General features: G+C 64.0%; 23 protein-coding genes and 1 pseudogene. 10 read left to right on the forward strand and 14 right to left on the reverse strand.

All coding sequences use genetic code 11. The features are described 5' to 3' along the window. Window positions 1-110 (reverse strand): annotated as a pseudogene (locus AWB78_RS44260) (succinate dehydrogenase, cytochrome b556 subunit); the annotation flags it as partial. Between the two features lie 218 nt (window positions 111-328). On the opposite strand from AWB78_RS44260, the gene AWB78_RS36525 reads away from it, so the two are divergent. Both AWB78_RS36525 and AWB78_RS36530 read left to right on the forward strand, forming a co-directional pair. Further along, window positions 329-1,225 carry a LysR family transcriptional regulator gene (locus AWB78_RS36525; protein WP_062611588.1) on the forward strand — a complete coding sequence of 299 codons (897 nt, stop codon included), beginning with the start codon at window positions 329-331 and terminating at the stop codon, window positions 1,223-1,225. A gap of 111 nt (window positions 1,226-1,336) precedes the next feature. Further along, window positions 1,337-2,083 (forward strand): carbonic anhydrase family protein, encoded by a 747-nt coding sequence (locus AWB78_RS36530; RefSeq protein WP_062611589.1) that lies wholly within the window; start codon window positions 1,337-1,339, stop codon window positions 2,081-2,083. Here AWB78_RS36530 and AWB78_RS36535 read toward each other — a convergent pair. The 6 genes from AWB78_RS36535 to AWB78_RS36560 form a co-directional block, all read right to left on the reverse strand. Beyond that, window positions 2,080-3,663: an alanine/glycine:cation symporter family protein gene (locus tag AWB78_RS36535; RefSeq protein WP_062611590.1), complete on the reverse strand. Its 1,584-nt coding sequence runs from the start codon at window positions 3,661-3,663 to the stop codon at window positions 2,080-2,082. The genes AWB78_RS36530 and AWB78_RS36535 overlap by 4 nt on opposite strands. A 297-nt stretch (window positions 3,664-3,960) precedes the next feature. Then, entirely contained in the window at window positions 3,961-4,908 is a 948-nt protein-coding gene (locus AWB78_RS36540; protein ID WP_062611591.1) for a TauD/TfdA dioxygenase family protein, read from the reverse strand. 40 nt (window positions 4,909-4,948) lie between these two features. Beyond that, entirely contained in the window at window positions 4,949-5,962 is a 1,014-nt protein-coding gene (locus tag AWB78_RS36545; protein WP_063959073.1) for an ABC transporter substrate-binding protein, read from the reverse strand. A gap of 169 nt (window positions 5,963-6,131) precedes the next feature. Next, window positions 6,132-8,330: a TonB-dependent siderophore receptor gene (locus AWB78_RS36550; RefSeq protein WP_062611592.1), complete on the reverse strand. Its 2,199-nt coding sequence runs from the start codon at window positions 8,328-8,330 to the stop codon at window positions 6,132-6,134. A gap of 238 nt (window positions 8,331-8,568) precedes the next feature. Next, the gene (locus tag AWB78_RS36555; protein WP_062611593.1) at window positions 8,569-8,952 is read right to left on the reverse strand and encodes a DUF1801 domain-containing protein; all 384 of its coding nucleotides are present in this window, start codon (window positions 8,950-8,952) and stop codon (window positions 8,569-8,571) included. A 66-nt stretch (window positions 8,953-9,018) separates the two neighbouring features. Then, window positions 9,019-9,555, reverse strand: a complete 537-nt coding sequence (locus AWB78_RS36560) for a DUF4142 domain-containing protein (RefSeq protein ID WP_062611594.1) — start codon at window positions 9,553-9,555, stop codon at window positions 9,019-9,021. A gap of 215 nt (window positions 9,556-9,770) precedes the next feature. On the opposite strand from AWB78_RS36560, the gene AWB78_RS36565 reads away from it, so the two are divergent. Then, complete coding sequence (locus AWB78_RS36565) at window positions 9,771-11,900, forward strand: hybrid sensor histidine kinase/response regulator (RefSeq protein WP_062611609.1); 2,130 nt, start codon at window positions 9,771-9,773, stop codon at window positions 11,898-11,900. Window positions 11,901-11,903: 3 nt separating this feature from the next. Here AWB78_RS36565 and AWB78_RS36570 read toward each other — a convergent pair whose 3' ends face one another. Then, window positions 11,904-12,812 (reverse strand): LysR family transcriptional regulator, encoded by a 909-nt coding sequence (locus tag AWB78_RS36570; protein ID WP_062611595.1) that lies wholly within the window; start codon window positions 12,810-12,812, stop codon window positions 11,904-11,906. A 112-nt stretch (window positions 12,813-12,924) separates the two neighbouring features. Here AWB78_RS36570 and metE point away from each other — a divergent pair, with 112 nt between their 5' ends. Continuing rightward, window positions 12,925-15,216 carry a 5-methyltetrahydropteroyltriglutamate--homocysteine S-methyltransferase gene (gene metE, locus AWB78_RS36575; RefSeq protein WP_062611596.1) on the forward strand — a complete coding sequence of 764 codons (2,292 nt, stop codon included), beginning with the start codon at window positions 12,925-12,927 and terminating at the stop codon, window positions 15,214-15,216. Window positions 15,217-15,223: 7 nt separating this feature from the next. Here metE and AWB78_RS36580 read toward each other — a convergent pair whose 3' ends face one another. Beyond that, a complete protein-coding gene (locus AWB78_RS36580) occupies window positions 15,224-16,342 on the reverse strand; it encodes a GGDEF domain-containing protein (protein WP_063959074.1) in 1,119 nt (372 codons plus the stop codon). A gap of 231 nt (window positions 16,343-16,573) precedes the next feature. On the opposite strand from AWB78_RS36580, the gene AWB78_RS36585 reads away from it, so the two are divergent. The 4 genes from AWB78_RS36585 to AWB78_RS36600 all read left to right on the forward strand — a co-directional run bounded on the left by AWB78_RS36585 (window position 16,574) and on the right by AWB78_RS36600 (window position 18,270). After that, window positions 16,574-17,158: a glutathione binding-like protein gene (locus tag AWB78_RS36585; protein WP_062611598.1), complete on the forward strand. Its 585-nt coding sequence runs from the start codon at window positions 16,574-16,576 to the stop codon at window positions 17,156-17,158. A gap of 379 nt (window positions 17,159-17,537) precedes the next feature. Beyond that, window positions 17,538-17,744: a hypothetical protein gene (locus AWB78_RS36590; protein WP_062611599.1), complete on the forward strand. Its 207-nt coding sequence runs from the start codon at window positions 17,538-17,540 to the stop codon at window positions 17,742-17,744. After that, the gene (locus AWB78_RS36595) at window positions 17,741-18,019 is read left to right on the forward strand and encodes a hypothetical protein (protein WP_062611600.1); all 279 of its coding nucleotides are present in this window, start codon (window positions 17,741-17,743) and stop codon (window positions 18,017-18,019) included. The genes AWB78_RS36590 and AWB78_RS36595 overlap by 4 nt, the downstream gene beginning before the upstream one ends. 32 nt (window positions 18,020-18,051) lie before the next feature. Beyond that, entirely contained in the window at window positions 18,052-18,270 is a 219-nt protein-coding gene (locus AWB78_RS36600; RefSeq protein ID WP_062611601.1) for a hypothetical protein, read from the forward strand. Between the two features lie 12 nt (window positions 18,271-18,282). Here AWB78_RS36600 and AWB78_RS47030 read toward each other — a convergent pair whose 3' ends face one another. From AWB78_RS47030 to AWB78_RS36610, 3 genes are read right to left on the reverse strand one after another with little or no spacing between them, the layout of a single operon-like run. Beyond that, entirely contained in the window at window positions 18,283-18,432 is a 150-nt protein-coding gene (locus AWB78_RS47030) for a hypothetical protein (RefSeq protein WP_157697739.1), read from the reverse strand. A 58-nt stretch (window positions 18,433-18,490) separates the two neighbouring features. Next, a complete protein-coding gene (locus tag AWB78_RS36605) occupies window positions 18,491-19,762 on the reverse strand; it encodes an MFS transporter (protein ID WP_062611602.1) in 1,272 nt (423 codons plus the stop codon). A 10-nt stretch (window positions 19,763-19,772) separates the two neighbouring features. Further along, window positions 19,773-21,740: a potassium transporter Kup gene (locus AWB78_RS36610; RefSeq protein WP_062611603.1), complete on the reverse strand. Its 1,968-nt coding sequence runs from the start codon at window positions 21,738-21,740 to the stop codon at window positions 19,773-19,775. 128 nt (window positions 21,741-21,868) lie between these two features. On the opposite strand from AWB78_RS36610, the gene AWB78_RS36615 reads away from it, so the two are divergent. Both AWB78_RS36615 and AWB78_RS36620 read left to right on the forward strand, forming a co-directional pair. Further along, window positions 21,869-23,863 (forward strand): protein-L-isoaspartate(D-aspartate) O-methyltransferase, encoded by a 1,995-nt coding sequence (locus AWB78_RS36615; protein WP_062611610.1) that lies wholly within the window; start codon window positions 21,869-21,871, stop codon window positions 23,861-23,863. A 315-nt stretch (window positions 23,864-24,178) separates the two neighbouring features. Next, entirely contained in the window at window positions 24,179-24,595 is a 417-nt protein-coding gene (locus AWB78_RS36620; RefSeq protein ID WP_062611604.1) for an RcnB family protein, read from the forward strand. Window positions 24,596-24,683: 88 nt separating this feature from the next. On the opposite strand, the gene AWB78_RS36625 is transcribed toward AWB78_RS36620, so the two are convergent. Continuing rightward, window positions 24,684-24,827, reverse strand: coding sequence for a hypothetical protein (locus tag AWB78_RS36625; protein ID WP_062611605.1), 144 nt, complete (start codon window positions 24,825-24,827; stop codon window positions 24,684-24,686). Between the two features lie 510 nt (window positions 24,828-25,337). After that, entirely contained in the window at window positions 25,338-25,982 is a 645-nt protein-coding gene (locus AWB78_RS36635) for an MgtC/SapB family protein (protein ID WP_232478021.1), read from the reverse strand. Between the last annotated feature and the right edge of the window lie 94 nt (window positions 25,983-26,076).

Consider the following 26,076-nt stretch of genomic DNA (forward strand, 5'->3'; position numbering starts at 1 on the left):
ATGCGATGCAGGATCGATACCTTCCCTGCCAGCGGCAAGCGATACTTCGCGATTTGGCCGATCCCGATGTTCCGGTATTCCGGCCTTGGTTTTTTCAATGCTTCAGCCACATTAGACCCCTTCCCAATCTGAATTGACGATGCGCGCGGCGTCGATGGTCGACACGGGCGCGACTCGTCCAGCCTGATCCGCCTCGAAAAGCGTCCGGCGATGTAATTGGGGAAAAGTTTTTTGCCCGCGCATTGCGCGATAGCGGTATTTTGTCGCGCGATTGATATACTGTCCAATATCTATCGCGTCTTTCTGAAATATTTTTTAAAGATATCGGATGGAACTGCGTCATATCCGCTACTTTCTGGCCGTTGCCGAGGAGCGCAATGTCACGCGCGCGGCGGAACGGCTCGGCATCGGCCAGCCGCCGCTCAGCCAGCAGATTCACGCGCTGGAAGACGAGCTCGGCGTGCGCCTCTTTCGCCGCACGGGGCACGGCGTCGTGCTGACGGAAGCCGGCGAGGCGTTCGCCGTCGATGCCAAGCGCCTCATGAACGATGCGCGCCTCGCCGTCGAAAAGGCCCAGAGCGCGGGGCGCGGCGAGATCGGGCAGCTCAATATCGGCTTCACGGGATCGGCGGCGTTCAATCCCGTCGTGTCGAAGCTCATTCGCTCGTATCGGCAGGCGTATCCGAATGTCACGCTCACGCTCACCGAAGGCAACACGGCGCAACTGCTCGCCCATCTCGATGCCGGCCGCGTCGACGTCGCGTTCGTGCGTCTCGGCAGTCAGTCGCCTGCGGGCGTGCAGATCAATCACATCGCGATCGAGCCGATGAAAATCGTGCTGCCCGCCACGCACACGCTCGCGAAAAAGCGCAAGGTGCCGCTCGCGGCGCTCGCCGACGATCCGTTCGTGATGCTGCCGCGAGAGGCCAGCCCGACCTTGCACGACGTGATCATCGGCGCGTGCCGGGAAGCGGGATTCGAGCCGGTCGCCGGGCAACAGGCGCCGCAGCTTTCGTCAGTCGTGAATCTGGTGGCGGCGGAGTTCGGCGTCTCGCTGGTGCCGGCGTCCGTGTGTCAGATTCAGGTCGATGGCGTCGCCTACACCGATGCGCTCGGCAGCGCCATCTCCATCCGTCTGGCATTGGCGTCGCGCATCGATGCGACTGCCGCGAAGACCGCCAATTTTCTCGACATCGCACGGCAAGTCGTTACTTCATCGACGTGAGCTTGTCATCAGAATAAGCGCGCATTGAATTCGCCGCGTTTCCGTCCAACACTTCAGCTGGCAAGAAAAGCGTCGAGAAGGCCGAATCCTTTGGGAACGAGGAGCAAGGTCATGCGCGAGAAAACGAAGCATCCGCTGCAATGCACGCCCGCGTGCCGCCGGAGTTTCCTCAGATCAGTTGCATCTGCAACTATCGCCGGGCTGACCGCCCCGCCGCTTCTCGTCACATCCGCGCACGCCGATGCATTGACCCGAGCACAGCGCGACGGCATGACGCCCGAGCAGATCATCGCAGCCATGAAGCGCGGCAATGAGCGCTTTCAGAAGGGCGAGCGAAAGGCGCGCAACTATCTGCGTGAACAGAAGGCGAGCGCGAAGGGGCAATATCCGGCGGCGGTGCTGCTGAGTTGCATCGACTCGCGCGCGCCCGCCGAGGTCATCATGGATCTGGGCATCGGCGATATTTTCAATTGCCGCATCGCGGGCAATATCGAGAACGACGATATCCTGGGCAGCATGGAATTCGCATGCAAGCTGATGGGCGCGAAAGTCGTGCTGGTGATGGGACATACCTCGTGCGGCGCGATCAAAGGCGCGATCGCCAATGCCGAACTGGGCCATCTCACCGGATTGCTCGCGCGCATCAAGCCCGCCGTCGATGCAACGCAGTACGACGGTGAACGCACCGCGACCAACTACGCGTTCGTCGACAAGGTGGCGCGCAAGAATGTCGAGCTGACCATCGCGCAGATTCGCCGCGACAGCAGCGTGCTCAGCGAGATGGAAAGCCAGCACGCCATCAGGATAGCCGGCTCGATGTACAACCTGAGCACGGGCGCGGTGGAGTTCTTCTCTTAACTCTCGACGCGCTCGCGGACTTCTTCCTTGTGCGTCGCGACGCCGCGAACGGCTGTCCAGTACTCGGTCCGCACACCGATGCGCTCGGACACGAACGGCCCGCCGCGCGTCGAGCGGTAATGCGCGAGCGCACGATACACGAGACGCTGCCCGATGAGCAGAATCGGCACGTTGAGCAGCACCATCACGATGTTCATCAGATCGGACAGCGCCCAGAGATTCGGCAACTCGAGCCCGGCGAGCACGGTCAGCGCGCCGAACGGCACGAACACGAGCGATCCCACGACACGAATACCCATGATGAACCCGCGGCTGCGCGAAATGAAGTTCGCCGAAATTTCCGCGAATGAAATCATGCCGAGCAGCGTCGTGAACGCGAAGAGCCCGTAGCACACGCACATCACGATCTTGATGACCTGCGCGACCGAAACGGGCACGAGCGTTTCGACCGATGCGAGATACACCGTGATCTTCGATGCCCTGACTGATTCCCACGCCTGCCCGTCTACGGTGCCGGTCCACACGTGCGCCATCACGACGATGAAGCCGGTCATCGTGCAGATGACCATCGTGTCGAAGAACACGCCGAGGCTTTGCACGAAGCCCTGTTCGCACGGGTGATCGTTGTCGGCGATCGCGGCGGCCATCGTGATGGTGCCCTGCCCCGCTTCGTTCGACATCAGCCCGCGCTTCACGCCCTGCGCGAGCGCCGTGCCGATCGCGCCGCCGAAGAGCGCATGCGGCGCGAACGCACCGACGATCACCTCATGAAAGAAGTACGGAATCAGCGGCAGGTTGATCAGGATGATGACGAGCGACATTACGCAGAAGAGCGTCGCCTTGATGGGCACGAGCACATCGGTATAGGCGGTCACGCGGCGGATGCCGCCCATGATGATGAACGCGCACGCCGCGATGAGCGCGACCGCGATGACGTAATACACCGTCGACTGACGCGCGAGATGCGTGCCCGCCACCGTATCGGCGATGGTGCCGATCGCGGTGAACACGTTGAACGTTTGCGGCGGCACGTTGAAAAGGGCGTACACGATGAACACGATCGACAGGAACGTGCCGACGATGCGCTTGTCGCCGAGAATGCGCCGCCCATAGAACGGCAGGCCGCCGACGAACTCGTCGTGCTTCTTCTCCTTGAAGAGTTGCGCGAGCGTCGACTCCATGAACGCGGTGGCCATGCCGAAGAATGCGGCCACCCACATCCAGAACAGCGCGCCCGGCCCGCCGACGGAAATCGCGCCCGTGATGCCGACGATATTGCCCGGCCCCGCGCGCATCGCGAGCCCGAGCATGAAGGAGGCGAGCGCGCTGACGCCGGTCTTCGACGGCTGACGCCGCAACATGATGCGCACGATCTTGCCGACGTTCATCGTCTGGATGAATCGCGTGCGAATCGTGAAGTGAATGCCCACGCCGACGAGCAGCAGAATCGCGAAGGAGAACTGCCCGAGAACGGGAATTTGCGAGTACGCCTTGAAATTGGTGGGGAAATCCCACAAAAAATCCGAGACGGGCGCAATGAACGCAAACAGTGCATTCACGGTTTGGAAGAGACTTTCCACGCGGGGCGTTCCTTTCGTGCTTCGGCCTGCTTCAGACAGGCGTTAGGAATATTGAGAAACCAGCGATTTTCGAGACTGGCAGGCGTGCCTGCGCGGCACGAAACGTGTGAGGCGCGATTATACGTTTCCGCGCGCCGCGTTCCGGCGCGCGTCTGTCGCAATCGGCGTGGAGTTCGACACATCAAGTGTCGATGGACTTCGACGAAGGCTCGTCCCCGTGAACGAGCCTTCCTTTTGATGGCGGATGGCGAAGCTGATTCGGTGAGGTGGCTAAACTAGCCGGTTAGTTGCGAGGCATCAATTCAACGCAATGGCAGCCGCCGCGCCCACCGGCGAGCCTTCGACCGCAACGGACGGCTTCCCATCGGGACCGACCGGCACATCCCCGACGAGCGTCGTGCGATAAAGCTGTCGATCGAAGTCGAGATCGAAGATATCGCTCGGCGCGAGATGCGCGGTCGTGCGGTTGTCCCAGAACGCGACGCTGCCCGGCGCCCACTTGAAGCGCACCGTGAACTCCGGCCGCGTGACGTGCTCCCACAACAATTCGAGCAACACCTGACTCTCGCGCGGCGCCAGTCCGGCGATATGTTTGAGAAAGCCGGGACTCACATACAACGCGCGCTCGCCGGTCTCGGGATGCACGCGCACGAGCGGATGCTCGCTCACGAGCGTGTGATCGGTGACGGCCTTCGTGAATGCATCGGTGCCGCTCGCACCCTGCGGCGGCGCGAATCGGTGCACGCCGCGCAAGCCATCGACGAAAGCGCGCAGCGGCGCGGACAGCTTTTCGTACGCGATCACGAGATTGGTCCATTGCGTGTCGCCGCCATACGGCGGGATCGTCACGCCGCGCAGGATCGATGCGAACGGCGGATTCACGGCGGCGGTGACATCCGTGTGCCAGCCGGTCCACGGACGCAAAAGCGTCTGGCCGTCGAAGCGCGTGGCCTTGCGGAACTTCGAGATCGAGTAAATCTCCGGATGGCCTTCGACGTGACCGAACACCGGATGTCCTACTGTCAGCTCTCCGAATTGCGCAGAGAACGCGATGTGCTGCGCGTGACTCAGGAATTGCTCGCGAAAGAAGATCACGCGCCATTCGAGCAGCGCCGCGCGGATCGCGCTCACCTGTTTTGCAGACAAGGGACGCGTGAGATCGACGCCGCCGATCTCCGCGCCGATATGCGCCGACAGCGGGCTGACGGTCAATTCCGTTTCATTGGCAATGGCTGCTGCGTTCATCGTGGTCTCCTGTCGACATGCATTGAAATGGCCGGTGTGCTCAACTGCCTTGCGCGTTCGGGTCGTCAGCGAAGAAGTAATCGCGCCACGATTTCGGCTCGTGCCGGAGCACGCCCACCTTATGCAGGAACGTGCCCAGTTGCAGCGTGTTGTGCGGTGCCGTCGCGAAGCTCGCTTCCCTATCGCCCAGAATGCGTTCGACGAACGCGGGCGACAGCTTCGAGCCATCCTGACGAATGTAGATCGCCGCGGCCTGCGCCTTGTTCTTGTCGACGAACCTCGCCGCATCGTCGAGCGCCGCGCGTACGGCGGCATACGTCTTCGGATTGTCCCTGCGCCACTTGTCGGAAGTCACGACGACGCTGCCCGTCGACGGTCCGCCAAGGATCTCGGTGGAGCTCGTCACCTTGTGGATCTTCGGGTCTTCGAGTTCCTGATACTGATACGGCGCGTTAGAGAAATGCAGGTTGATGACCGAGTTGCCCGAGAGCATCGCGGTCGTCGCATCGGCGTGCGGCATGTTCACCTCGAAGCGGTCGAGGCGCGCATAGTTCGCATCGCCGTATGCCTGCGCCGATGCCATCTGCAAGAGACGCCCTTGCTGCGACACCGCGACGGACACCACCGCGATGCGATCCTGTTCGCCGATATCCCTGATGCTGCGAATACGCGGATCGTTGGTCACGAGATACACGGGCACCGCGCTCTGCGCCGCGATCGCGCGAAAGTCCTGATGCCCGCGCGTGCGGTCCCAGATCGTCATCAACGGCCCGATGCCGATGGTCGCGATATCCGCCGCGCCCGAAAGCAGCGCCTCGTTCACAGCCGCGCCGCCCGAGAGCGTGTTCCATTGCACGTCGATATCGAGCCCCGAGCGCGCGCCCGCTTTCTCGATGAGCTTCTGGTCCTTCGCCACCTTGAGCAGCAGCGAACCGATGCCGTATTGATCGACGATCTTGACCTTGCCCTCGGCGTGCGCGCGATGCATCGGCCAGGCGAATGCCGCCATCAACGCGAACAGGGCGCAGAGGCGCTGCAGTGAAGGTGTCGTCATGCGGGGATATCGTGGAAGCGCGGCGAGCGATCAATGTACTAGCCGCTTCCTCACACGCGAACGAAGAAATCCCGATACGGATAGCATCGTTCGCGATAAGCGCCGATGCGGCGCTCACGACGTTTCGATGCACCGCGCCGTGCGGATAGCGCAGTGCGATGAAGCGTGCTTACCAGTGATAGTTCATGCCGGCGAAGACCTGACGTCCATAGCCGAACGCGCACCAGCTCCCGTAGTAGCACGACGCGACGTATTCCTTGTTGAAGAGGTTCTGCGCGTTCACGTAAAGCTCCGCGCCCTTCAACTGCGCCGCCGCGCGGCCGAGGTCGTAACGCAGCGTGGCATCGACGAGAAAGAAGCTCGACACCTTGAAGCTGTTGTCGCTGCTGTACGTCGTGCCGGTATAGCGTCCGCCCGCGCCCATCGAAAGACCGGCGAGCGGCCCGCGATCGATCGTGTAATACGCCCACAACGAAGCCTGATTCTGCGGAATGGCGGGGAGGAACTTGCCGTCGAGTCCGCTGTTGTCCTTCGTGTACTTCGTATTGAGGTACGTATAGCTCGCGGTGACGTTCAACGAATCCGTGAGGCTCGCCTTCGCTTCGAGCTCGACGCCGAGCGATCTCGCCTCGCCCACCGCCGACTGGAAGTTGGGATTGTCGGCGTTCACGGTCAGCAGGTTCTTGCGCGTCAGATCGAACAGCGCGGCCGAGAAGAACGCGTTGTAGCCCTTCGGCTGGAACTTCACGCCGATTTCGTACTGACGTCCCTTCTCGGGCGAGAACTGATTGCCGTTGATGTCGGTGCCCGCTTGCGGCGTGAACGATTCGGTGTAGCTCGCATACGGCGCGATGCCGTTGTTGAACACGTACGTCAGGCCCGCGCGGAATGTGAACGCGCGATCGAACTGATGTGACACGATGCCGTACGTCGTGTTGTTCGAATCGCTGCTCGCCCAGTCCTCGCGTCCGCCGAGCGTGAGGATCACGTTGCCCCAGCGCGCCTGATCCTGTGCATAGACGCCGTACTGCGTGCCGCTCAACACCTGGTGATAGCGGTCCGGCGGCGTGATGGTCTGGTTGTAGTTCGGCGCGAACATGTCGAGCGTCGGCGCGGTGCCGAAGCCCGCGTCGAAGTTGCTCGCGTAATGCTGATAGTCGAAGCCGAACAGCACCGTATGATCGATCGGCCCGGTCGAGAAATTGCCTTCGAGCTGATTGTCGAGCGAGATCGTGTTGAGGTTGTCGTTCGACGCCGCCGTGCCGCGATCGAGCGTGCGCAGGTCATCTTCCAGCGCGCTCGCATACACGCTCTTGTAGTCCTGCGCGAGATGCAGCAGACGACCGTTCGAGCGGAACGTCCACGCATTGCTGAGCCTGCGGTCGAACTTGTAGCCGATCGCCTCCTGCACGCGATTGAAGCTCTCGAAGTTGTGATCGCCGTCGTAGAAGTCGCTCGGCAGCTTGCCGTTCGGGTTGAAGAGCACCGTGCCTTGCGGCGGGACGCTGCCGTACGACGTGCTGCGCGGATCGCGCTGATAGAGACCGTACAGCGTGAGCGAAGTCTTGTTGTCGGGCCGCCACGTGAACGACGGCGCGATCGCGATGCGCTTGTTGTACGTCGATTGCACCTGCCCGTCTTCGGAACGCGCGATGGCGGTGAAGCGATACAGATAACGTTGATCGCCGGCGATCGGCCCGGAGAAATCGAAGGTGGCCTGCTTGTGCGCGTAGTTGCCGAACTCGACGCCGACTTCGTGCAGCGGCACGACCGTCGGCATCTTGCTTTCCTGATCGAGGAGGCCGCCCGCCGCCGCCTGGCCGTAGAGCACGGACACCGGCCCCTTGAGCACTTCGATGCGCTCCATCATGTACGGATCGAGCTGAGGCACCGCATACCATCCGTTGTCGAGGAGCTTGAGCCCGTTCCAGTACTTGTCGGCGTCGAAGCCGCGCACCTTCAGCATGTCATAGCGCGTCGCGATGCCGCCGCGCGTCTCCGGCGTCACGCCCGACACATAGCGCACGGCCGCGTTGAGCGTCTGGACGTTCTGCTGATCCATCTGCTCGCGCGTGACGACCGAGACCGATTGCGGCGTCTCCAGCAGCGATGTGCTCGACTTCAGCGCCGTCGATTCCTTCGCGACATAGCCTTTCGTCGGACCGTAGGGCTGATCCTCGTTCTGCGCCGTGACCTTCACCGCGGGAAGCGTGCTTTCCGCGGGCGCCGCCGCCGGTGCGGGTTCGGCTGCGGCGGACGGCGCGGCGTCCGTCGATTGCGCGTGGGCGAGCGGCGCAGCCGCGAACAAAAGCAGCGCGGCCAGCTTCAACGGGCGCATCGCGACCGGACTCGTCGTACCTGATTTCATGCTCGTTCTCTTCGATGTCGTTGCGTGTGTGAATGCGAATCGTTATTATTTGCGGGCGAATTGTGACTGGCCGTTTTGGATTTGTAAAGAAGTGATTCGAGCGTTTTTGCCCGGATACGACAGGACAGGCGGGGAATCGAGGGCGCGGACGGCGTCGCGGCGCGTCCGCGCGATGAGATCGTCGCGCTGGAAGGTGTCGCCCAGCCGCCGCGCCGGTCGGCGCGTGAGCGCGCGCGGCCTAGCCGGCCGCCTTCTTCTTCGATTTCGACTGGTTGAACGCGATCGCCGCGCGCACGAGCGTCTTGAGCGCGCGCGCATCGACCTTGTCGCCTTCGAGGAAATCGATCGCGCGCCGCGCGTTGCCTTCGAGGCCCGCGTTGAAGAGCTTGTCGGGATCGGGCAGGCTCGCGCCGCTGGCGAAGGTGAGCTTCACTTTGCCCTTGTGGGCGTTGGCCACCGCGATCATGCCGTCGCGATACCACACCGGACTGCCCATGTACTTCCATTCCTCGACGATCCCGTCATCCGCTTCGAGGATGACCCTGCGCACCTTGGCGAAAGTCTCGCCGCGCCAGTCGGTGATGCCTGCGATCAACGCGTCGATTCGTTGCGATGGGTTCATGTGCTCTCCGTGCCTCGCGTGTGCTTATGGTTCTGTATCGGCGACGGTCATCTTAACGTAGCGGCATCAGCGCCTGAGGCCGGGACTGCCTATCGTCAGTTGCAGCCTGTGCGCCTGATCGAGATGAAAGATGAAAGACGGGCGCGAACGGATCAGCAGGGTCCGCACATCCGCGCTGCGCGCCGAGCGGATATAACCGTCGACGCTATTGACCAGCTTCTGCAGAAAGACGACCTCGCGATCGAGATACGCTTCGTCGAAGTCGTAGCTGCCCGCGTCTTCGAGCGCGGCGAGATCATCCATGCTCTGCTTCGCCAGTGCATCGCTCGTCGGACTGCGTTGCGGCTGCGCGCCGGTGCGCTGCGTCAGCGCGGCGATCTCCTGATTGACCTGTCCATGTTCCGATATGAGCCGATTCGCGAAGACCTTCAGGCTATAGGAGCGCGTCCTGCGCAAGGCCAGATTGCCCGCCGCGATTTCCGCCTGATTCGCCACGAACACGACGCCGAGCATTTGTCCATCCGTCAGCGGCTCATCGGCCTGCGCGCGAGCCGTCCACATCAGAAGCAGGACCAGCGCCGCCGCGATGCCTATGCGTTTCATCCGCGCCTCCCCTCAGATACGAGCCACCATTGTCGCGCCTCTATCGAATTGGAAGCGCGATTCGTTCATATGGCAAGCCTTGCGTTTCTGCACCACCGGCCCCGTCATGTATGGAGTTCAGCGTCATGCTTGAACTAAGATGGAGCCTTCAGTCAAAAGACATGGATGCCGCTATCCAGACGATGAGCGGCGCATTCAAACACATTTTCCTCCCTATGAAACCCGAAACGGTTTGGCCCGAGCAATCCTTCGACTGCGAAGGCTGGCGCGGCGAGATGGCGTCGCGCATCGCCAGCCTCGACTGGTCCAACACCGCACTGGGTCCGATTGATCGATGGTCCAAGAGTCTGCGGGCAGCCGTTCAGCTTTTGCTCGCCTCGCCCGTGCCCCTCGTCATGCTATGGGGCCGTCCGGGCACGATGATCTACAACGACGCTTACGCGAGCTTCGCCGGCGGGCGTCATCCGTTTCTGCTCGGCAAACCGGTCGAGGAAGGCTGGCCGGAAGTCGCCGCATTCAATCGCAATGTCGTCGATACGTGCCTGTCGGGCGCGACCCTCTCCTACATCGAGAAGCGCCTCACACTGCATCGCAGCGGCCAGCCCGAGGACGTGTGGATGGATTTGCACTACAGCCCCGTCGCCGAAGATGACGGGCATCCGGCGGGCGTGCTGGCCACCGTCTTCGAGACCACGGGCAAAGTGCTCGCCGAGCAGCGCCGCGACGCGGCCGAGCGCGCGTTTCGCGAGGCCAACGAGCGCCTGAGGCTCGCGCTCAGTTCCGGCATCGTGCTCGGCACCTGGGTATGGGACCCGGCCACCGGACACATCAGCGGCGACGAACGATTCGCCAGGACCATCGGCATGACTGCGGAAACCGCCGATCCCTTGCCCTTCGAAACGCTCGCCGTCAATCTCCATCCGGAAGACGCCGTGCATGTGGAGGCGTCCATGCGCCGCGCGCTCGAAAGCGCCGACGGGCGCCACGAGATGGAGCTGCGCCTGCGCACGCCGGACGGCCAGTATCGATGGGCGCTCTCCAGCGGTCGCTGCGAGTTCGACGCCGCGATGAAGCCGATCCGCCTGCCCGGCGTGCTCGTCGACATTCACGAGCGCAAGATCGCGGAAGACAAGCTGCTCAAGCTCACGCAGACGCTCGAAGAGCGTGTCGCGGAAGCGGTCGCGGCGCGCGTCGAGGCCGAGGAACGCTTCCGTCAGGTGCAGAAGCTCGAAGCCATCGGCAATCTCACCGGCGGCGTCGCGCACGACTTCAACAACGTGTTGCAGATCATCTCGGCGAATCTGCAACTCATCGAGCTCGCCACCCGTGACAAGCCGGAACTGACGCGCAGGCTTCAAGTGATGAGCGAGGCCGTGGCGCGCGGCGGCAAGCTCGCCTCGCAGATGCTCGCGTTCGCGCGGCGCCAGCCGCTCAATCCCGCGGTCGTCAATCCGGCGAAGCTCGTCGCGGACATGTGCGAGTTTTTGCAGCGCGCGCTGCCCGAATCGATCAGGCTGAAGACTTCGGTGTCGAGCGAAGCATGGAATCTCTTCGTCGATCGTCATCAGCTCGAGAACGCGCTGCTCAATCTTGTCATCAACTCGCGCGACGCGATCACGGAAGGCGGCCATATCCTGCTGGAGGTCGCGAATGCCAGCATCGGCAACGACGACACGACCGGCCTCGCACTGCCCCCGGGCGACTACGTGAGGCTCGCCGTGACCGATGACGGCGCCGGCATGAACGACAGCGTGAAGGCCCGCATGTTCGAGCCGTTCTATTCGACGAAGGCCGAAGGCCAGGGCACGGGCCTCGGCCTGAGCATGGTGTTCGGCTTCGTGTCGCAAAGCTCGGGCTGCGTGGACGTCAAGACGCAACTCGGCGAAGGCACGACCGTCGCGCTGTATTTCTCGCGCTGCACGCAGGCCGAATCGGCGAACACGAGCGGCGCGCGGCCGCGCGCATCGAGCGGCGGCGAAGTCGTGCTCGTGGTCGAAGACGATCCCGACGTGCGCCTCGCGACCATCGACATGATCGCGCAGCTCGGCTACAAGGTGCTGTCGGCGCAGGACGCGGATTCGGCGCTCGCGGTGCTGCAGAAGAACGTCAACGTGGATCTGCTTTTCAGCGATGTCGTGATGCCCGGCACCATCCGCGCGAACGAGCTGGCGAAGATCGCGAGCGCGCCGCCGTACAGTGCGACCGTGGTGTTCGCATCGGGCTATACGCGCGACATCATCTTCCACGAAGGGCGGCTCGATGAAGGCGTCGTGCTGCTGAAGAAGCCCTACACCTTCGACGATCTCGCGCGCACCATCCGCCATGCGCTCGACGCGCGACGCTGAGCGTCAGCGGGACACGCGCGCCTTCGCCCAGTCCGCCTTCTTCGCCAGCGCAATGAACGCCGCGAGATAGTCGATGCTCGCATCGGCCTCGCGCGTGCCGAGATAGATTCGTTTCGCGATGCCTTTCTTGCCGAGCTTCTGCACGGCGAGCGGCATGCGGTCCGCGTATTCCTCCGCGAGCCAGCGCGGCAGCGCCGCCACGCCGCGTCCGCTCGCGACCATCTGCATCATGATGTCCGTCGTCTCGATCACCTTGTGGCGCTTCGGCACGACGTTCGCGGGCGTCAGGAATTGCGTGTAGATATCGAGGCGATCGGTTTCGACCGGATAGGTGATAAGCACTTCCTGCGCGACCTGCTCGGGCGTCACGTAAGCGGCATCGGCGAGCGCGTGTTCTTCGGGCACGACGAGCACCTGCTCGTAATCGAACACGGGCGTGAAGCGCAGGCCCGGCTTCTTCAAGGGATCGGGCGTCACGAGCACGTCGATGTCATGGCCGAACAACGCGCCGATGCCGCCGAACTGGAAGCGCTGCTTCACGTCGACATCGACATCGGGCCAGCGCGCGAGATACGGCGACACGACCTTGAGCAGCCATTGATAGCACGGGTGACATTCCATGCCGATGCGCAAGGTGCCGCGCTCGCCTTCCGCATATTGCTTCATGCGCGCTTCGGCCAGTTCGAACTGCGGCAGCATGCGGTTCGCGAGGCCGAGCAGATAATGCCCCGCCTGCGTGAGACGCATGCTGCGCCCTTCGCGCGTCCAGACCGGCGTGCCCAATTGCTGCTCCAGCTTCTTCACGGTATGGCTCAACGCGGACTGCGTGAGATTGAGGACATCGGCGGCGGCGGTCAGCGAACCCTGCCGCTCGACTTCTCTCACGACCATCAGATGCGCGCGTTCGAGCATATCGTCACCATGAAGAAAGTTAATTGATACATGAAATTAAACCATTTTTATTCATGCATCGAAAATTCTATCATCGCTGCTACATCCTCTTATATCGACAAGAACACGCACGATGGTCACGACACACAACCTGGGTTTTCCGCGTATCGGCGCGCAACGCGAACTGAAGTTCGCCCTCGAAAGCTACTGGAAAAATCGGTCTTCGCGCGATGAGTTGAAGGCGGTCGGCGCGCAGTTGCGCGAGCGGCACTGGAAGCATCAGGCGCGTCTCGATCTCGTGCCGGTCGGCGATTTCGCGTTCTACGATCAGGTGCTCGACATGAGCTTCACGCTCGGCAATCTGCCCGGGCGCGTGCGCGGCTTTCATGGCGATGCGCTCGACAACTACTTCCGCGTCGCGCGCGGGCGCTCGGCAGAAAGCAACGATGAGCACGCGGCGTGCTGCGGCGGCGTGGCCGCGGGCGAGATGACGAAGTGGTTCGATACCAACTATCACTACATCGTCCCCGAGTTCGATGCCGCCACGCAGTTCAGCCTCGACACATCGCGTCTCGTCGCGCAGCTCGGCGAAGCGCGCGCGCTCGGCGTGAACGCGAAGCCCGTCATCATCGGGCCGGTGACGTATCTGTGGCTCGGCAAGGCGAAGGACGAATCGGACAAGCTCGCGCTGCTGCCACGCCTCTTGCCGGCGTATGCCGCGCTGCTCGATCACTTCGCGGCGCTCGGCATCGAGTGGGTGCAGATCGACGAACCCGCGCTCGTCACCGAGCTCGATGCGCAATGGCGCGATGCGTTCGTCACCGCCTACGATGCGCTGTCCGCGCGCCGCGTGCGTCTTCTGCTCGCGACTTACTTCGGGCAATTGCAGGAGAACCTCGATCTCGCGTGCAAGCTGCCTGTCGACGGCCTGCATATCGACGCGGTCAACGCGCGCGACGAAGTCGCGGAAGCGGCGTCGCGATTGCCGGATACATCGGTGCTGTCGGTGGGCGCGATCAATGGCCGCAACATCTGGAAGACCGATCTCGATGCCGCGCTCGCATGGCTGGAGCCGTTGCACGCGTCGCTCGGCGATCGGCTGTGGATCGCGCCGTCGTGCTCGCTGCTGCATGTTCCCGTCGATCTGCGCAGCGAAACGAAGCTCGATGCCGATATCGAATCGTGGCTCGCCTTCGCGCTGCAAAAGCTCGACGAACTCGACGTGCTTGCACGCGCATTGAACGAAGGCCGCGCATCGGTGGCCGATGCGCTCGCGCACAACGCGGCGGCCATCGAACGCCGCCGCACATCATCGCGCGTGCATGATCCGGCGGTGAAGGCGTCGGTCGCGAAGATCGACGCGGCGTTCGGCCAGCGCGCGAGCGCCTACGAAGCACGCGCGAGGAAGCAGGCCGCGATGCTCGATCTGCCCGCTTATCCGACGACGACCATCGGCTCGTTCCCGCAGACGAGCGAGATTCGCCAGGCGCGCAGCCGGTTCCGTGAAGGCGCGCTCGATGCAGCGGACTACAAGGCCGCGATGGAAAGCGAAATCACGCGCGCCGTGAAGGAACAGGAAGCGCTCGGGCTGGACGTGCTCGTGCATGGCGAAGCCGAACGCAACGACATGGTCGAATACTTCGGCGAGCAGCTGAACGGCTACGCGTTCAGCGCGTTCGGCTGGGTGCAGTCATACGGCTCGCGCTGCGTGAAGCCGCCGATTCTCTTCGGCGACATCAGCCGCCCGAAGGCGATGACCGTCGAATGGATCAGGTACGCGCAAGCGCAAACCACGAAACCGATGAAGGGCATGCTGACCGGACCGGTCACGATGCTGAACTGGTCCTTCGTGCGCGACGATCAACCGCGTTCGGTGTCGTGCCGGCAACTCGCGCTCGCGATCCGCGACGAAGTGCTGGATCTGGAAAAGGCCGGCGTGCGCGTGATCCAGATCGACGAAGCCGCGCTGCGCGAAGGTCTGCCGCTGCGCCGCGCGCAATGGAGCGCGTATCTGCGCTGGGCGGTGGAGTCGTTTCGCATCACGGCGAACGGCGTGCGCGACGAGACGCAGATCCACACGCACATGTGCTATTCGGAGTTCAACGACATCATCGCGTCGATCGCGGATATGGACGCCGATGTCATCACCATCGAAACGTCGCGCTCCGACATGGAACTGCTCGACGCCTTCGACGACTTCAAGTATCCGAATCAGATCGGGCCGGGCGTCTACGATATTCACTCGCCCAACATTCCGAGCGAGGCGCATATCGTCGAGTTGATGAAGAAAGCGGCCGAGCGCATTCCGGGCGAGCGCCTGTGGGTGAATCCCGACTGCGGACTCAAGACGCGTCGATGGGACGAAGTGCTTCCCGCGCTCAGGAACATGGTCGCGGCCGCGCGGACCTTGCGCGCGTCGGCGTAGATTTGCTTCAGGCGGTCAGCATGTTGCGCCCCGCCACCTTCGCGCGATAAAGCGCGACATCGGCCCGTTGCAGCGCATCGTGAAAGCCTGCCTCGTTCGTGCCGATCCGCGACACGCCGATGCTCGTCGTCCATTGCGGCATGCCTTCGGTGGATCGGCGGCATGCGTCGTGGATGCGCTTCGCGCACGCCGCTTCATCCGATGCGCGCGACGCCGGCAGAATCGCGGCGAACTCGTCGCCGCCGAGCCGCCCGAACTCGCCGCCGAGGGATTCGACTTCCGCGCCCGCGAGGCGCGCGAGCTCGATCAGCACGTTGTCGCCCGCGAGATGGCCGTGCCGGTCGTTGATCTGCTTGAAATGATCGAGGTCGATGGCGAGCACGGCCGCGCCCGGCGCGGCGAGACGGCGCGCGTACCGGTCGAATCCCGCGCGGTTCCAGATGCCCGTCAGCGGATCGCGCAGCGCGGCGTCGCGCAGGCGCTGCTGCGCACGCTCGGCGGGAATCGCGAGCAGGCCGAGATTGAGCACGCCGAGGAGCAACTGATCCGAGAGCGTGGGAATCAGCGCGAGGTAATTCATGCGCGGCCCGTTCCACGCATACGCCGCGAGCGTCACCGCGTAACCCGGCAGATAGCCGAGCATCGCGAGGCCCGCGATACGCCTCGCGCGGCTCTGCTCGCGCCGCCCGCTCGACCAGAGCGTCATGCCGGTGATCGCGGCGGAAACCGCGACGCCGATCGTGTCGCCCGCATGCGTCAATGGCGACACCATCGGACCATGACCGCCGATCGACGCGGGCAGGATATGCGCCGCCGCGCAGCCCGCGACGGGCGCGAGCATCCACCAGCGAAACGGCGGCTTGCCGTCGAACGCGCGCAAGCCGGAAACGATCAGCATGTTGGTGGCCGCGAGCGCGCCGAGCAGCAACCCGACAGGAACCAGCTTCCCACGGGTGAACCCGAAACCGATCAGCACGGCGGCATACAGAAACGAGCTCGCCGACCAGTGCACGAACTGCGGCTCGATGCTCCGGCCGAAGCGCACCAGCGCGAAGACGAGCCCGAACGCGGTGCTCGCGAGCACGCTGCAAAGGCGAAGGGTTTCGGTGTCAGGTGTGTGGAACATGAACAAGCCGCCACGTGCGGTGGCCGGGGCCCCGGCCGTCATCGGCGGCGGACAGTGCATCGCGACAAACGGCCGTATCTTACCTTTCGCTTTTTACCCCTGCGAAAACGGCACGTTCATGTCTTGAGCACAGCCGCAGCCAAGCTTTAATCACGCTTACATCGCGCGGCATAGGCCTTGCTCGCCCCAACACGTTCCCCAACTGCGAACACGGAAAAGGAGCCGCGCATCATGAAACTCTATTACTCGCCCGGCGCGTGCAGTCTCGCCGATCACATCGCGATGCACGAAGCAGGCCTGACGTTCGATCGAGTGAAAGTCGACCTCAAGACCAAGCGCACGGAGGACGGCAAGCCGTTCGACGACATCAATCCGAAGAGCTATGTGCCCGTCCTCGAATTCGACGACGGCAAGCGCGTCACCGAGAACATCGCGATTCTCTGGTGGGTCGCGCAACAGGCGCCCGCGCTCGCGCCCTCCGGCGACGACGGCAGCCTGCGCCTGCTCGAAACGCTCGCGTTCATTTCGACCGAGATTCACAAGCAGTTCGGCCGCGTTTTCCGGGCGACATCGGATGCGGAGGCCTCGGCCGCGCGCGAAAAGATCGGCCAGCGCTTCGCGCTCGCCGCAAAGATGCTGCGCGGCGATTATCTTTTCGGCGACACGGCGAGCGTCGCGGACGCGTATCTTTTCACGATGCTGACATGGGCGCAGAAAACCGGCATCGAGACGCCCGCCGAGCTGCAGGCGTTTTACAAGCGCATGCGCGAACGGCCCGCCGTCAAGCTCGCGTTCGAGCACGAAGGGCTGGAATGACGCATCGCGCCTGACGGAGCGGCGGAACGCCGCTTGCTCGCGCGCATGAAAGGAAACCCGCTTTCCAGGTGATTCATGCATCGTGCGACTACGCGCGGCCGCGCATCGCTCGTCGCGGCCGCCATCCTGCTCGGCGTGCTTTATGCGGGCAGCACGCTCGTCACGCCGCTTTATCCGCTCTAGCAAGGCTCGGGCGGCATGCAGCCGCGCCTGAACGGCAGCGGCAATTCGAATGGCCCGACGAGCCCGTCGACAGGCAACGGCGGAGCGCAAGGCTGGTAAGCGCGCTCGCCCGCCGGCGCGAACGGGCCCGCCGCTTGCTCCGATCGACACGACGGCGTGCGTCCCGCGCGCCGCTCCACGCATTCCGGAGGCCACCATGGAGCCAGACAAGCCCGTGCCGCACGCCACCGCCGACGACATGGACGAACCCGTGGGCCGCGACGATGCGCAACCGGCATCGTCGCAGGACACGAAGCAGCGTCAGCTCGACGAGCGCGAAAAGCGCACGCACGAGGCATCTGAAAACGAATTGCCGTCGACGCAGGAAAAGAACCCCGTGCCGCCCGAATCCACCAAGCCGTGATTCCATGGCAGGCCTTCGTTGCGGCGGCGCTGATGGGCGTGGTCGTCTGCTACACGCACTATGAGATCCCGAGCTTCACGCGCGGATCGGCGAAACGCCGCACGGCGCATGTCGTGCTGATCGTGGTCGCGCTCGCGTTCGGCGCGATGGGCGCCTACACGCTCGACCTGCCGATTCCCCGCTGGCTCGTGTTCGTGCTCGGCTTCGGCACGGTGCACGTGCCCGCCGCCGCGATTCTCGCCCTCAAGCGCCTGCGCGGCGCGGGCATGTCCTGAGCACGGCGCAGTTCATCAACAGAGGAACCATCATGTCTACCGAGACCTACGTCCGCAACGGGCGCCACGTCGAGATCACCGTCGATAGCGATCCGACCGGACAGTGCACCTGGTCCTATACCATCGACGCGGACGGCTTCACTGAAATGCGCGACCGGCCGCTCGACAGCTTCGAAGCGGCGATGCAAGCCGCGAAGACGCACGCGAACGCGAAGGCGGATGCGCTTCCCGCCGGAAACGCCGCGCAATGAGCGCCCGGCGGCTCATCGCAGGTGCTCCGGCGGCGTCCGGCCCGGCGGATCGCCGATGGGGCGCGGCGTGCCATCGGGCGGCACGGACGGTTCCGGGTCCACGTCGGGCGTCGGACTATGCATGCGCCGGTGTGGATCGAAAAGGCAGTGCGAAGGATTCATCCTCATCTCCGTCAGCGATCGTACGGTGACGAGCCCGCATTCCGTGTGCCGCGCGCGGTCACGGCAACAGCGTCGATGAATCGACGTCCGCGAGCTTGCCGAGTTCGTCGCGTCGCGAATCGCACGCATCTCGCACCTGCCGTCCATAACCGACCCAGATCGCCAGCGACACGATCGACAGGCTGCCGAGCGCCATGAACGCGGCCGGATAGCCATAGAGATGCGCGAGCCAGCCGCCCAGCATCGGACTGAAGCAGGCGCCCGCCGCCTGCACGCCCAGCACCGCGCCCTGCCCCAGATTCACGCGTCCGCTGCCGTGCAGCAGATGTACGACGAGCGCCGGCACCGCGACGGTCTGCAAGCCCGCGCCGATGCCGTCGAAGACCTGCACCGGCACGATGCCCCATGACGGCGCGATCCATGCGGCCGTCACCGCGCGCAGCGGCAATGTCGCGAGCGTGACGAAGATGATCCACCAGAAGCCCCATCGGCGGATCGCGCGGCTCGCATACGCGGCCGCGATCAGCATGACCACCTGCGAGATGACGATATTGGCCGCCGTCACATGGCTAGGATCGGCCGTATGCGCCGACGCGACCGCGAGACTGTAGAGCGGCAGCATCGCCGAGTTGCCGAGATTGAACGCGGCGAGCGCGCCGGCGAGCACGAGCAGCGGACGGCTGCGCAGGAGCACCCGCATGGCGTCGGCGTGGATGTCGGAGGGATCGTCGTTGTCCTCCTTCGCGATGCCGCGCGCGAAATGCCGATGCACCGAGCCCGGCGGAATCCACAGCGCCGCGAATATGCAACCCGCGCCGAACGCCGCGGTCAACGCGAAGATATAGGGAATGCCGAGCCATGCGCCGAGCCATCCCGACAGCAAGGCCGCCGCGATATTGCCCGCGTGATTCGCAACCTGATTGCGTCCGTACTGCCGGTCGAAGTTCTGCCGCCCGACGATGCCGAGCGTGAGACCCGCGAGCGCCGGACCCATCGTCGCGCCCGCCGCCGCCGTGGCGATCTGCGACAGCGTGACCGGCCACAAGCCTTGCCACATCCAGATGATGATCGCCGCGACGATGCTCAACGCGCTCGCGATCGCGACAACGGCGCGCCGGTGCGACGTCGCATCGACGAGCGCGCCCGCGGGCGTCGTGACGAGCATGCCGACGATCCCGCCGATGGTCAGCACGGTGCCGATGCGGTCCGGCGTCCAGCCGTGCGACTGCAGATAGATGCCGAGAAACGGGCCGACGCCCGCCTGAACGTCCGCTGCGAAGAAACTCACGGCGAGCAGCGGACGCGTCGCCTTGACGTTGTGTATTTGCATAGGGAATGGGTTAAAGCGCGACCTGCACGCCGAGTTCCACGACAGCTTCGCTTGGAAGTCCGTAATATTCCGCGCTCGACGCCGAATGAAACGACATCCCGCCGAAGAGACGCTCGCGCCAGCGTGACATCTGTCCGTGCGAGCAGCCGGGCGCCGCCTCGTCGCGGGGCAGAAAGAAGGTCGTGTGCTTCGGGTCGAAGCGCCAGTCGCCGAGCTGGCCGTCGAGCGACGCCAGCAGACGCGGCAGATTCGGCCGCTCGACGAAGCCATGACGCGAGATCACCTCATAGCAGCCCGCGCCGAGATCGCGCACGTCGATGCGCATGTGCTCGTCGACGCGCGGCGCCGATTCCGAGCGGTTCGCGAAGATCACCGTGGTCCGATGAAGCACGCGGTTATGGCGCACGTTGCTCGTGAGCGCGGAAGGCGTCGCGCCCGGCGTGCCGCCCGGATAAACCGCGGTGCCCCGCACACGCGCGGGCGGATCCTCGCTTTGCAGCGCATCGCGCAGGAAACCGGCGAGCGGCTCGGCGCGCGATGCGTGCAACTCCGCAAGCTCGAGGCCGCGATGCCATGTCGCCATCAGCACGAACAGCACGACGCCGATCGCCACCGGAAACCAGCCGCCCTGCGGAATCTTGTGGACGTTCGCCGCGACGAGCAGCGCATCGATCGCGATGAGCGGTGCGCTGAGCGCCGCGACCGCGAGCCACGGCCAGCGCCAGATGTTGCGCGTGACGCTCACCATCTGCACGGTCGTGATGAGCATCGTGAGACCGACCGCGATGCCATACGCCGAAGTCAGCCGGTCCGAGCTGCGAAACGCGAGCACCAGAAACATCACGGCGGCGAACAGCACCATGTTCACGGCGGGCACATACACCTGGCCGCGCTGCGATGCCGACGTCTCGATCACGCGCAGACGCGGCAGAAAGCCGAGCTCGATAGCCTGGCTCGTCATCGAAAAAGCCCCTGAAATCACGGCCTGCGATGCGATCACGGTCGCTAGCAACGCGATCAGCACGGTCGGAATCAGCGCCCACGATGGCGCGGCGAAGAAGAACGGCTGCTTCGCCGCGCCCGGCTGATGAAGTATCGTCGCGGCCTGCCCGAAGTAGCCGACGATGATCGACGGAAACACCGCGACGAGCCACGCGAGCCGGATCGCGCGGCGCCCGAAGTGGCCGATGTCCGCGTAGAGCGCTTCGGCGCCCGTCAACGCGAGAATCACGGCGCCGAGAATGGTGAAGGCGAGCCCCGTGTGCGCGAGCACGAGCGACCCCGCATAAACCGGCGAAAACGCGCGCAGCACATCGGGATGCTGGGCGATCCTGTAGATGCCGACAGCGGCGAGATAGACGAACCACAGCAACATCACCGGCCCGAACGACTTGCCGACGACAGCCGTGCCGCGCCGCTGAAACAGAAAGAGCGCGATGAGGATCACCACCGCGATCGGCACGATGAACGGCTCGAACTTCGCGCTCACCTGACTCAGCCCTTCGACGGCGGACAACACGGACACGGCGGGCGTGATCATCGAATCGCCATAGAACATCGCGGCGCCGAAGAGCCCGGCCATCAACAGGAGATGCGGCACGCGCCGCCCTTGCTGCTCGTATCCCGAGCGCGCGAGCGCCGTCAACGCGACGATGCCGCCCTCGCCTTCGTTGTCCGCGCGCATCACGTAGCACACGTACTTGCCCATCACGACGATGATGACGGCCCACACGATCATCGAGAGAATGCCCATCACGATGGCCGCATCGACGGTGCCCGCCTCGCTCACGCCTTGCCTGAGCGCATAGATCGGGCTCGTGCCGATATCGCCGAACACGACGCCGAGCGCGCCCAGCATGAGGCCGGACAGCGCTTTCTTCGGCGCTGCCTCTGGCTGACGATCGCCGGCCTGCTGTCGGTGGTCGCGCGTGGGGCGCGGAGAGTGATGCTCGCGAGCATCGTTCGAAGTCGATGTCATCCGACGTTTGCGTCTCCTGATAGGCGTGCCGAAGGCCTAGCAAGGCGCATTCCGCATCGATATGAGCAGCCGCGGATGGGTCCGTCGCTTGCTGCTCGATCATGCGTCCGGCGTTTCGGAAAACGATCATGAATGACTTTGCACAAGCCCGCGAACGAATGGTCGAGCGCCAGCTCAGGGGCCGCGGCATCGCGAACCCTCGTGTGCTCGAATGCATGGGCTCGATTGCGCGCGAGGCCTTCGTCGCGCCCGCGCTCGCCGAGTTCGCGTATGAAGACAGCCCGCTGCCGATCGCCGCGAACCAGACGATTTCCCAGCCGTACATCGTCGCGCTGATGCTCGAAGCCGCCGAACTGCAACCGGACGATCACGTGCTCGATATCGGCACGGGTTCCGGCTATGCGGCGGCGATCGCGGCATGCATCGCGGCGCGTGTCGATTCGGTGGAGCGTCATCGCGAGCTCGCCGACGATGCCGCCGCGTTGCTCGGCAGGCTCGGCCTCGCCAATGTCATCGTGCATCACGCCGATGGCACGCTGGGACTGCCGGCGCATGCGCCCTTCGATGCGATCATCGCCGCGGCCGGCGGCCCCGATGTGCCCGCTGCATGGCGCGCGCAACTGAAGATCGGCGGGCGGCTCGTCATGCCGGTGGGCGATGCGCGCGAGTCTCAGCATCTGATGAAGTTCACGCGCACGGGCGAGCACGCGTTTCAGGAAGAGGATCTGGGCGGCGTGATGTTCGTGCCTTTGATCGGCGCGGCAGGCTGGAGCGAAGAGCCTGCGATCGAGGCGGATCGGCCCGGGTCCGCCAAGCCGGTCCCGCGCACGTTGCCCGAGCTGATCCGCGCATCGGCGGTGCGCCTGCCCGCGCCCGATGCGCCCGATTTCGCACAGGCGTTCGATCGCTTCGCTGACAGGCGCGTCGTGCTGCTCGGCGAAGCGAGCCACGGTACGGCCGAGTTCTACGAGGCGCGCGCGGCGATCTCGCGGCGTCTCATCGAGCAGCACGGCTTTCGCTTCGTCGCGGTCGAGGCCGACTGGCCCGATGCCGCGATCATCGACGAACATGTGCGCGGACGTCCGCGCTCGCGTCCCGAAGCACGTCCGTTCAAGCGCTTTCCAACGTGGATGTGGCGCAATGCGGAGTTTGCGGCGTTCATCGCATGGCTGCGCCAGCACAATGCCACGCTGCCCGATGAACGCCGCGCCGCGTTCTATGGGCTCGATCTGTACAGTCTCTCCGAATCCATCGCCGCGGTGCTCGCGTATCTCGACGCGCACGATCCCGAAGCAGCGCGCATCGCGCGCGAACGCTATGGCTGCCTCACGCCGTGGCAGAAGAATCCCGCCGTGTATGGCCGCGCCGCGTGGCAGGCGGGCTTCGGCAAATGCGAGCAGGCCGTGGTCGCGCAACTGCGCGATCTGCTGGAGAAGCGGCTCGAATCGCCCGCGAGCGATCCGCGCCTGCTCGACGCGACGCATAACGCGCGCTTGATCGCGGCAGCGGAGCAGTACTATCGCGCGATGTACAGCGGCTCGGCCGAAAGCTGGAATCTGCGCGACACGCATATGTTCGACACGCTCGAAAGCCTGCTCGATGCATCCGGCGCGGATGCGCGCGCGATCGTGTGGGCGCACAACTCGCATCTCGGCGATGCATCGGCGACGGAAATGGGCCGCATGCGCGACGAGCTCAACGTGGGCCAGCTATGCCGCGAACGCTTCGGCGACGATGCCGCGTTGATCGGCTTCGGCACGCATACGGGCACGGTCGCGGCGGCATCCGATTGGGATGAGCCGATGCAGATCATGCAGGTACGGCCCTCGCGCGCGGATAGTTATGAGCATCAGTTTCATCTGGCCGGCATGAGCCGGTGTCTCGCCGATCTCCGTGAAGGCATCGACGACGCGCTTCGCGATGCATTGCGTCAAGAGCGGCTCGAACGCTTCATCGGCGTGATTTATCGGCCCGAGACCGAGCTTTACAGCCATTACGCACTGGCGGAGCTGCCCGCACAATTCGACGCCTTCGTATGGTTCGATACGACGCGCGCGGTCAGCGCGATAGCGGCATCGCCGGATACGCGCGAGACGCCGGAAACATTTCCGTTCGGCGTGTGAGGCACGAAGCCCGAGCGGCATGCTCGCTTGATGACGGTGCTGACGGCTACTGGGGCCGCGGCGATTCGAGCCGCGCATCGGGCTCGGTGTGTCCTGCCCCTTGCGAACTTCGATGACTTGCACGCCTTCATCTTCAGATTCACTCGTGGCTCCTATCCTTACGCTTTTTCTTTCAAGAGCATTCGCTATGTCACTCGACCTGCGCGCGTAATCTAAGGTAAGCGTTGCTTACACATGCTCACGTCATTTCTGGTCCTGGTTGCGTAAAGTCCCGGCATCGAAAGCATCCGTTCGCAATCATCGAGAGGAAAGATCATGAAGAAGAATCGAATCGTCGCCGCGCTGCTTTGCGCGAGCATGGGATTCACGGCCGCGGCGGCCTTCGCTCAACCTGTCCCGGGCGGCCCGGACGCGTATCACGACATGCATCGCGCACCGGGCAATCCTGGCGGTCCCGGCCACGGCCCCGAGATGAGCGGTCACGACGATCGCAACGATCACAATGGGCCGCGTCCGCCCGAGCATGTGAACAACGAGCCGCGTCATTCCGAGTGGCGCAAGGGCGAGCGCCTCGCGTCCGATTACAGGAATCGTCAATACGTGGTCGATGACTGGCGCGGCCAAGGCCTGCACCAGCCGCCGCGCGGTTATCAATGGGTAGGCGTCGGCGCGGACTATCTGCTGGTCGCCGTTGCGTCCGGGATCATCGCGCAGGTGGTGATGTCGCAGTAACCCGGCGTCGAGGTCGGCTCACCGTCGCTTCATATCGAAGCAGATCGATGGGCCGACCAGCGAGCCGTATCGTTTCCTGACGAACGTGTTATTCGTTGGTCGGATCGCCCGGGTTTTCCACGCCCTTTTCAATGTTCTTCTTCTGGTCGCCGCAATCCTTGCGATTCGCGACCGCGGTATCGACCCATCCCTTTGCCTGTTCCTTGATGCCCTCTCTCTGATTGTTATTCATGATGTCCTCTCATGACGATTCATGAGCACGACGCAGCAAGGCGTATTCCTCGGATGTACCGGCAAAAGAAAGCCCGCCATCGAGGCGGGCCAAATATGCGCTTTCTGAGAGGGGAACCAAGCGCACGATCGGTTGCGGAAAGAAGTAGGTATGTGTTTCACCCTGCCGCAATCAGTCAATCAAGGCTTTCTACGTATCAACTCGGACGCTTCGCGCCGTTCGGGAAGCCTGGCCGGTGGCTCCGGCGTGGCGGCCTCCTGATCAAAAATGAAACCCATCGCGATATGCACGGTGTTCGTGGAGCCGCATGCGGGGCACGTATCGTCTTCGAGTGCATCGTCCGAATAAATCAGCTTGTTGCAAGCCACACAACGTATAAGCATCTCCACACCTGAGTTCGTTCGCGGGAAAATCCTCATTAATTTATATGTCAAAACGAAGGCTCGTCCAGTGTCCATTGCGCTAGCCTTTTGAACACAGTACGAACCGCGTCGTTAAGAAAACCAGTGCTTAACGCACAACGGACCATTCGGTCTCGATTGCCCCCGCTGCCAGCGCGGACTCGTCGAACGGCGGCACCTGCTGCGAATCGGGCGGGCCGTGCCAACGCACTTCGAAGCGCTCTTCCATGCGCTCCGCTCCCTTCGATGATCCGCCCACGGCAGTGAGCCGGCACCCACATGCTTGCATGGACTCGGCCAGCGTCTCTCGCGAGAACGCGTCCTTCTCGTAGATGATGCGAAGGTCCGCGTGGTTCTCGCGAGGTATGCGGCTCTCCACCGCCTTGAGAAACCACAGCACGATGATGCCGAGCACGAGCCCCGCCATGCCGAGCGCAAGCTGACCGCCGCCGAAACATAACCCGATGACCGTGACGAACCACAAGGTCGCGGCCGTCGTCACGCCTTTCACGAGGCCGTCCTTGCGCAGGATCGCGCCCGCCCCGATGAAGCCCACGCCCGAAAGTATTCCGAGCGGCAGGCGCATCAGGTCCAGTTGAATGAACGAGTCGGCTGTCTTGCCGGCTTGCCCGAGCAGGACATTGACCTGCAGCATGGCAAGACATGCCGCGAGACAGACGAGCAGTGTCGTGCGCAGTCCCGCCACCTTCCCCGACTCGCCCCGGTTCAGGCCGATGAGAACGCCCGCAAGCACCGCGAGTGAAAGCCTGATGTCGGGTAGCAGCGGCGCATCACTGCGCCGCCGCCCCCTGAGAACCGGACGTGCGGGTCACCCCGCATCCGGCTCA

Origin of the sequence: Caballeronia calidae (assembly GCF_900044055.2) — a bacterium.
Lineage (GTDB): Bacteria > Pseudomonadota > Gammaproteobacteria > Burkholderiales > Burkholderiaceae > Caballeronia > Caballeronia calidae.